The organism is Devosia sp., assembly GCF_040509215.1.
GTDB lineage: Bacteria > Pseudomonadota > Alphaproteobacteria > Rhizobiales > Devosiaceae > Devosia.
Genome location: NZ_JBEVLL010000096.1, coordinates 1 through 6,031, shown reverse-complemented (window position 1 = coordinate 6,031; position 6,031 = coordinate 1). Strand labels below are relative to the sequence as shown.

6 protein-coding genes and 1 tRNA gene are annotated in these 6,031 nt (G+C 60.8%); 5 read left to right on the top strand and 2 right to left on the bottom strand.

Annotation, left to right across the window (positions count from 1 at the left end; translation table 11 throughout):
* Positions 1–424: S1 RNA-binding domain-containing protein (locus ABW043_RS05380; RefSeq protein ID WP_502908599.1), on the bottom strand; the 424-nt coding region annotated here is incomplete at its 3' end.
* A gap of 222 nt (positions 425–646) precedes the next feature.
* Positions 647–1,300: a (d)CMP kinase gene (locus ABW043_RS05375; protein WP_353920200.1), complete on the bottom strand. Its 654-nt coding sequence runs from the start codon at positions 1,298–1,300 to the stop codon at positions 647–649.
* 190 nt (positions 1,301–1,490) lie between these two features.
* On the opposite strand from ABW043_RS05375, the gene ABW043_RS05370 reads away from it, so the two are divergent.
* The 5 genes from ABW043_RS05370 (at position 1,491) to ABW043_RS05350 (ending at position 6,024) form a co-directional block, all read left to right on the top strand.
* A complete protein-coding gene (locus tag ABW043_RS05370; protein WP_353920199.1) occupies positions 1,491–1,898 on the top strand; it encodes a TIGR02300 family protein in 408 nt (135 codons plus the stop codon).
* A gap of 140 nt (positions 1,899–2,038) precedes the next feature.
* A tRNA-Ala gene (locus ABW043_RS05365) sits at positions 2,039–2,114 on the top strand.
* Positions 2,115–2,242: 128 nt separating this feature from the next.
* A complete protein-coding gene (locus ABW043_RS05360) occupies positions 2,243–3,997 on the top strand; it encodes an alpha/beta hydrolase (RefSeq protein WP_353920198.1) in 1,755 nt (584 codons plus the stop codon).
* Positions 3,998–4,077: 80 nt separating this feature from the next.
* Positions 4,078–5,220 (top strand): winged helix-turn-helix domain-containing protein, encoded by a 1,143-nt coding sequence (locus ABW043_RS05355; RefSeq protein WP_353920197.1) that lies wholly within the window; start codon positions 4,078–4,080, stop codon positions 5,218–5,220.
* A 114-nt stretch (positions 5,221–5,334) separates the two neighbouring features.
* Complete coding sequence (locus tag ABW043_RS05350; protein WP_353920196.1) at positions 5,335–6,024, top strand: PadR family transcriptional regulator; 690 nt, start codon at positions 5,335–5,337, stop codon at positions 6,022–6,024.
* Positions 6,025–6,031 lie beyond the last annotated feature (7 nt).

Genomic DNA, 6,031 nt, shown 5'->3' with positions numbered 1-6,031 from the left:
TCATGAGCGGAGCGATATCGCGGATCGGACGGATGTCGACCTGCGAACGCGGCAGGAAGGCCACGGCGCCTTCGAGGTCGACGGTGAAACCACCCTTGACCTGATTGAAGATCGTGCCTTCAACGCGCTCATTGGCGTTGTACTTTTCTTCGAGCTTGACCCAGCTCTCTTCGCGGCGAGCCTTCTCGCGCGACAGAACGGCTTCGCCCATGGCGTTTTCGACGCGGTCGACATAGACCTCGACCACCGAACCGATGGTGATGGTGCCGTCGCGGCCGGCCTGGCCGAATTCCTTCATCGGAACGCGGCCTTCGGTCTTCAGACCGACGTCGATGATCGCCAGATCTTTTTCGATGGCGACGACAGTGCCGCGAACAACGGTGCCTTCAGCGGCATCGTTGTCGACAAAGGAGTCGAGCAGCATCGATTCGAAATCTTCTTTAGTCACAGTTTGCTGTGCCAAATTTTTTCTCCGTTGCGCCGGTCGTTAAGGGTTGCTGATCCGGTTCGGAATGCGGGTCCGCTTCAGCAAAAATGCCAAAGCCGGCGCACGGAGCACCGCTTCTTGGAACAGGATGATTTGTTTAGTCGGTTTCCGGGCCAAGGCTTTGGATGATCGTCGGAGCCAGAAGCCTCAAGGAGGAAATTAGGAGAACAAGTGTTCCCCTGCCTTGAGCGCCATGGCCTGATCGACAATCGCGATGGCAGCGCGGAGTGCGGCCTCTATACTCAGTTGTGTCGTATCGAGCAAGTGCGCGTCTTCCGACTTGTAGAAGCCGCCATTGGGATTGAGCATGTCTCGGGCGTCGCGCTCTTCTATCTGGTGATAGAGGGCGTAGCGATCAACCACCTCGCCGCGGGTTTCAAACTGTCGCGCCCGGCGCTCCATCCGCGCCTTGCTGTCGGCCTGGATGAAAAGTTTCACATCGGCATCGGGGCAGATTTTGGTCCCGATATCGCGACCATCGAGCACGGCGCCGCCGGGCTGCGTGGCAAAATTGCGCTGGAAATCGAAGAGCGCTTTCCTGACTTCGGCGATGACGGCGACTTTCGAGGCGAGCGTGCCGGCCCTGGCGCTGGTCAGGATTTCAAGATCGGCGAGGTGTCCGGCATCGAGCTTTTGGGCGGCCTCGATCGCCTTTTTCTCAAATTCGCTCGTGTCTTCAAAGGCTTCTACGGCAACGCCGACAGCGCGATAGAGCAGACCCGTATCCAGATGCGGCAAACCATAGTGTCGCGCCAGACCCTGGGCCAAGGTGCCCTTGCCAGAGGCGGCCGGTCCGTCGACGGCTATGATCATGAGCTTCATCCCAGCGCTTGGCGTATCCTTGACCGCCTTAGCATGGCTTTGCCTGATGGAGCCACCCTCGCCTGTCCCGCATTTAGGATTTGACACAACCCGGCTTTGCACCTAACCGGACTGGCCGAATATCAGGCTTGGCCGCGGCGGTCGGCCCTAGGCATTTTCCCCTATCGACGAGGCATGTGAAATGGCCAACGAACGCGGCACCAAGCGTACCGATCCCGATACCGGCAAGAAGTTCTACGATCTGAACCTGGATCCGATCGTCTCGCCCTATACCGGCAAGTCCTATCCCCGCTCCTATTTCGACACCCTGGCTGTCGGCAAGGCGTCGACCGTTTCGGCGCGCAAGGTCGATGATGAGGATGAAGTCGAGGACGAAGAAGAAGCCGAAGACACCAATGCTCCCGAAATCGTCAGCCTCGAAGATGCTGATGCCGAAGAGAGCGGCGGCGACGAGGAAATTCCAGATACCGACGACGTTGAAGTCGACGAAGAACTGGGCGACGACGAAGAAGACGTGTTCCTTGAAGAGGAAGACGACGACGCCGATGACGGCCTCGGCTTCGACGTCGGCAGCGACGAAGATCGCTGATTTTATTTGACTATTTCCGCCGGGGAGGGTTTTCCCCGGCGGATGAAAAAAGTGTCATTTAGGCACTTGCTTCTGTCGGAATCATCCTCTAGGTTCCGCCTCGCTTCAGCAGGGCAACTGCCCCGAAGCACCCATGGAATGGGGCCTTAGCTCAGCTGGGAGAGCGCTTGCATGGCATGCAAGAGGTCAGCGGTTCGATCCCGCTAGGCTCCACCATTTCCTCCTAAATTGTTGACAGACTGGTAGCATCGAACCCGGTTTTGGCGCGAATGCGTCATGGTTCGGTTGTGTCCTGCGCGCGCTTTCCTATAGTGAGTGGATAGAACCAGTCCGGGACGCCCGTCTTGTCGTCCAATGCCATCCAATCACCGTCCAAGATCGAACCGCCCTGGCGTCGCCTCGTGCGTTTCGTGGGGAGGCGGCTCGATACCCTCTCGGCTGGCGGCTGGCTCTTTGGTCTGCTCTTTGCCGCCCTGTCGCTGACCCCTTCGCTTATTCCGCGCAATGTACTGGTGCAGGGGATCTTGTCCGGCTGCGCCTTTGCCGCCGGCTATGGCATCGGGGTTTTTCTCGAATGGCTGTGGAATTTCCTCGAACTGCGCTGGCCGAACCGGCGAATAGCCCGCTGGACCGGGCGGATATGCGCCGGGGCCTGTCTGGTCCTGACCATTGCCTTTCTCTGGTTCTGGACCGGATGGCAAAATTCCATTCGCGACGGCATGGGCGAGAGCCCGCTTGAAGCAACCCAACCGCTGCTGGTGGCGCTGATCGCGTTTCTGCCCGCCGCCCTCCTCGTCGGGCTCGGGACCCTGATCGTCCATGGCGTGCGCATCGTGGCGCGCTGGCTTGGGAAACTGATCCCGCCGCGCGTGGCGCTGGTGGGCGCGATGATTCTGGTGGGCATTGCCACCGCTACCGTGGGCGATGGTGTCATTGCGCGCGGGCTGTTTCTGGCGGCCGACCGTTTTTATGGCGATTTCGACCGGTTGGTGGGTATTTCCGAGCCGATGCCGACCGATCCCCTGCATTCGGGTAGCGCGCAATCGCTGGTGCGCTGGGACACGATCGGGCTCGATGCCCGCGTCTATGTCGAGACTGGCCCGAGCGCCGATGAGATCGCCGCCCTCACCGAAAAACCGGCGGAAACGCCGCTGCGCGTTTATGTGGGGCTGCGCTCGGCCGACACGCCGGAAAAGCGCGCCGAACTGGCTTTGGCCGAAATGGACCGTGTGGGTGCGTTCAATCGCAAGGTGCTGGTGCTGATCATGCCGGTGGGTACCGGCTGGGTCGAGCCCGCGGCCATCGACACGCTCGAATTTCTCCATGGCGGCGATGTCGCCAGCGTTGCCGTGCAATATTCCTATCTGACGAGCTGGCTCTCGCTGGTGTCCGAACCCGATATCGGGGTGGAAACAGCGCGGGCGCTGTTCAATGCCGTCTATGACCGCTGGACCGATATGCCGCACGACCGGCGGCCAAAGCTCTATCTCCACGGTCTCAGCCTTGGCGCCTATAGCTCGGCCGCCTCGGCCCAGCTCTATGACATTCTGGGCGATCCCTTCGATGGCGCGCTCTGGGTAGGCCCGCCCTTTGCCAGCGCCGCCTGGCGCACCACCACAGCCAATCGCGATCCCGGCTCGCCCTTCTGGCGGCCGCGCATCGGCCAGGAAACCACGGTCCGCTTTGCCAACACGGGCGACGATCTCGACGACGCGGAAGCCTGGGGACCGCTCCGCATCGTCTATTTGCAATATCCGTCCGACCCCATCGTCTTCTTTGACTGGGCGCTGCCCTATCGCGAGCCGGCCTGGCTCAGCGGGGAACGCGCGCCTTCGGTGTCGCCGCTGCTCAACTGGTATCCGGTCGTCACTTTCCTTCAATTGGCGCTGGACATGGCGCTGGCCCAGACCGCGCCGATCGGCTTTGGCCATGTCTATGCGCCGCAGGACTATTTTGACGGCTGGGTGGCGGTCACCAACCCCCAGGGTTTTTCGCCGGCCGAACGCGAGGCGCTGGAAGCCAAGCTGACCCGCCATGGGCCGCGGGCGCTGATCGAGGGTGGCTGGTTTCGGCACAATCAACCTGTGGTGGCCAACTAGGCTCCTGCCATAATCGGGTTTGACGCCAACTATCCTTCTGGCATTTCTTCGATTCCGTGCCGGACAAGGATTTTTGCGACGTGGCGAGAAAACCCATCACAATCAACACCGAACGGGCGCGCCAGATCTGGCTCAGGGCGCAGCGACTCGATGAGGAAGCCCCCTTTGGCGCTGGTCCCGGGGCATCTGCGGCTGCCATCGCGCATCTGGGCTATGTGCAGATCGACACAATCAATGTGATCGAGCGCTGCCACCACCACATTCTCTATTCGCGCATTCCCGACTATCGGCGGACCGATCTCGCGCATTTGCAGAGCGTGGACAAATCGATCCTTGAATATTGGACGCATGCGCTGAGCTATGTCCCAACCGCGGACCTGCGCTTTTTTGTGCCGGCGATGAAGGCGTATCGTGAAAAGCCGAGCGCCTGGTTCGGGACGGTAAATAAGGCCGAAATCTCGGCGATGAAAAAGCGGCTGCGCACCGAAGGGCCATTGTCGATTCGCGACATCGACGATGACGAACTGGTGGACAAGGACCATCCCTGGGCGAGCAGAAAGCCGTCAAAACGCGTGCTGCAGCTCATGTTCTACCAAGGCCATGTGGCGATTTCGGCGCGCGAGGGCATGCTCAAGACCTATGACCTGATCGAGCGGCATTTTGGCTGGGAAGGGAGCCCGAAACCGGCGACGGAGCGGCAACTCACGGCCTACCTGCTCGATAGGGCGTTGAAGAGCCAGGGGATCGTCAGCCTTGATTCCATCTGCCATCTCAATGCACCGGCAAAGAAGGCAGTGCACGAGCTGATCGAAGCGCGGGTGAAGCGACGCGCCTTGGTGCCGGTTCTTATCGAGGGCGCGGAGAAAGTGCCGCATTGGGCCGAGCCGGCGGTGCTCGAAGCGGCAACAGGGCCTTCGGGCCGTGTGCATGTGCTGTCGCCCTTCGATCCGCTGATCATCCAGCGCAAGCGGCTCAAGATTTTCTTCGGCTATGACCATCTGTTCGAAGCCTACCTGCCGGTAGCCAAGCGCCAGTACGGCTATTTCGCGCTGCCGGTGCTGGTCGGGGACCGGGTCGTGGCCGCGGTGGATTTGAAGACCGATCGCGCCGCGGGAAAACTGCTGGTGCAGAAGTGGACCTGGCTCGAAGACATTGGCGCCGAGGAGAAGGCGGCGGTTGACGCGGAGCTGGCGCGGTTCGAGCGGTTTCAATTGGGGGTGTGACGCGGTTGAGCGCCTAACCGATCACATTACGATTCTTTCATAAGATATATCTTGAAAGTGTCTTCGGCCGTTCCGACCTCACTGCTCAGGAACAAAACATATCGGAGACACATCATGTCTTACTGGCGCAATGGCGAACCCAATTGGCGGCGTTTCGAGCAGATGGCTCGTCGCGGCTGGGGCAAGGTGCAGAATTTCAGCGAAGAAGATCTCGGCAATATCGGCGGGAATTTCCGCGTTGGCCGCATGCTGGCCTCGGGCGATGTGCGCCTCGTGGCGCTCTACCTCATCGAGCAGCAGCCCCGGCATGGCTACGATCTGATCAAGGCCATCGAAGAGCGGTCCAACGGCGTCTATTCGCCGAGCCCAGGCATCGTCTATCCGGCGCTGACCTATCTCGAGGAAGCGGGCTATGTGACCTCGTCGGCCGAAGGCAACAAGAAGCTCTATACAATCACCGACGAAGGCCGGACGCATCTCAACGAAAACCGCGAGGCCGTGGCTTCGACGCTGGATTTCCTGGCGCGGACCGGCGAGCAGTTTAACCGCTTCCGTGAGTTCGTGCGGGCGGACTGGCCCTTTGGTGGGCGGCCGGAAGACGGCAATGAGCCGCCGCATCGCGGGGGTGAAGATCGGCCGCTGCATGATGCGGTGCCGGAACTGGATCAGGCGCGGAAGGCCTTGAAGGGTGCCATCCGCAAGGCACGGCATGGCTCGGAAGAGCATCAGCGCCGGGCAGCCGAGATTTTGCGTCGCGCCGCCGCGGAAGTGGATGCGCTGGGCGAGGATGATGTGGATCTCTGAGGTCCAC